The organism is Allobosea sp. 05T433 (assembly GCF_056396065.1).
This window is the reverse complement of the sequence record NZ_JBFTKS010000106.1, coordinates 1-1,033: the sequence shown is the minus strand read 5'-3', so window position 1 is coordinate 1,033 and position 1,033 is coordinate 1. Positions and strand designations below refer to the sequence as shown.

Below are 1,033 nucleotides of genomic sequence, written 5' to 3'. Positions count from 1 at the left end.
TCGAAGAACCGGCACGGTCGCTTCCGCGACAGCGATCTGCTGCGCGAGGTCTTCGAGACGACGGTTCGACGCTGCATGGCGGAAGGGCTGGTCGGTGGCGAGGGATTTGCGGTCGACGCCAGCCTGATCAAGGCCGATGCCAATCGCCACAACGGCGTGCCCGGCAAGGATGGGCTGGCGCCTGAGGCCGCCAACCATGCGGTGCGCGAGTATCTGGCCGTGTGTTGGACGAAGCGGCCTTCGGCGCGGCGACGCCGGTCGTGCCCAAGTTCCTCTCGCCAGCTGACCCTGCCGCACGCTGGACGGCTGCCCATGGCGGGCAAGCCTTCTTCGCCTATGCGACAAACTATCTGATCGACCTGAAGCACGCCGTCATCATGGATGTGGAGGCGACCACGGCTGTGCGGCAGGCCGAGGTCGGCGCCGCGCGGACCATGATCGAGCGCACCCAGGACAGGYTCGGCACCTGGCCCGAGAAGCTGGTCGCGGACGCAGCCTATGGCTCAGCCGACAATCTCGCCTGGCTGGTGCACGAGCGCGGGATCGAGCCRCATGTTCCCGTGTTCGACAAATCCCAGCGTCGGGACGGCACCTTCAGCCGATCCGACTTCGCCTATGATCATGATCGCGATCTCTACATCTGCCCGGGCGGCAAGGAGCTTCGGCAGTTTCGCCGCCCCTTCGCGGTGCCGCGCGACGGCATCGATCGTGAAGGCCTCATGCGCTACAGAGCCGTCAAGCGCGACTGCGATGCCTGTTCCCTGAAGCCGCGCTGCTGTCCGAAAGAACCTGCCCGCAAGCTTCTGCGCTCCATCCACGAGGGCGCCCGCGACATGGCGCGCGACATCGCTGCCACCGATGCCTACGTCACCTCGCGACGCGAACGGAAGAAGGTCGAGATGCTGTTCGCGCACCTGAAGCGCATCCTCAAACTCGACCGCTTGAGACTGCGAGGACCATGCGGTGCCCGCGATGAGTTCCTCCTCGCAGCCACTGCCCAGAACCTCAGGAAAATGGCGAAGCTGATGCCGGT

General features: G+C 65.6%; 1 pseudogene. It reads left to right on the top strand.

What is annotated here, in order from left to right:
* Positions 1–1,033: pseudogene (locus tag AC1DGP_RS35225) on the top strand (transposase); the annotation flags it as partial.